Origin of the sequence: Novosphingobium sp. ZW T3_23, from assembly GCF_044987305.1 — a bacterium.
Classification (GTDB): domain Bacteria; phylum Pseudomonadota; class Alphaproteobacteria; order Sphingomonadales; family Sphingomonadaceae; genus Novosphingobium.
In genome coordinates this window covers 1-956 of sequence record NZ_JBJDRF010000135.1, presented here as the reverse complement: position 1 = coordinate 956, position 956 = coordinate 1, and the positions used below count along the sequence as shown (strand labels likewise).

General features: G+C 63.0%; 2 protein-coding genes. Both read left to right on the top strand.

What is annotated here, in order from left to right:
- Positions 1-572 (top strand): Mu transposase domain-containing protein (locus tag ACI3K3_RS25665; RefSeq protein ID WP_404918943.1); only part of this gene is annotated, 572 nt, incomplete at its 5' end.
- 10 nt (positions 573-582) lie between these two features.
- Positions 583-956, top strand: a 374-nt coding sequence (locus ACI3K3_RS25660) for an ATP-binding protein (protein ID WP_404918941.1), incomplete at its 3' end; no start/stop codon positions are given.

Sequence of the window (956 nt, the reverse complement as noted above, 5' to 3'; positions counted from 1 at the left end):
CGGCAGAGCCGTGGGTTCATGCCGAATGGCGCCGCTGCCGCGTCGGGCTCGATTATCATATCGCGATCGAGCGGCATCACTACTCCGTCCCGCACCGCTTCGCGCGCCGGGAGGTCGAAGCCCGGTTTACGGCCAGCACGGTGGAGATCTTCCTGGGAGGAGAGCGCATCGCCGTGCACATGCGCGGCAGCGGGAATGGCCGGCACACCACAGTCCCCGAGCACATGCCATCCAGCCATCGGCGTTATGGCGAATGGACGCCGGCGAAGATCCGCGAAGAGGCAAACCGGATCGGGCCGATGCTATCTCTTTTGGTCGAGAAGGTCATCGAGGCAAAACCCCATCCGGAACAGGGCTACCGCTCATGCTTGGGCATCATCGGGCTCGAGAAACGCTTCGGTGCCCAGCGGCTCGAAGCCGCGGCGCTGCGCGCGCTGGAAATCCAGGCGCGCAATTACCCGTCGGTCAAATCGATCCTCGAGAAGGGCCTCGACCAGGTCCCGGTTCCCCAATCCCCCGAGCAAGAGCCGATCATCCACTCCAACATCCGCGGCTCGAGCTATTACAACTAAAGGAGCAAGAATGCTGAAGCATCCCACTCTGGACCTGCTGGGCCATCTCGGCCTCGCCGGCATGGCCAAGGCCTTCGCCGAGATGGAAGGCAATGATGACGCAGCCAGCCTCAGTCACGCAGAATGGCTGGCGCTGCTGCTCGACCATGAGGCCACCTACCGAAATGACAGACGCCTCGCTCTGCGGTTGCGACATGCCAAGCTGCGGCACCGCGCCGTACCTGAGGATATTGATTACCGAACACGCCGCAGCCTTGATCGCCGGCTCTTCGAAACGCTGCTGGCGGGGGAATGGATCTCCAGGCACGAAAACTTGGCCATCATCGGCCCGACCGGCATCGGCAAAAGTTGGTTGGCCTGTGCAATCGGCCACAAGGCCTGCCG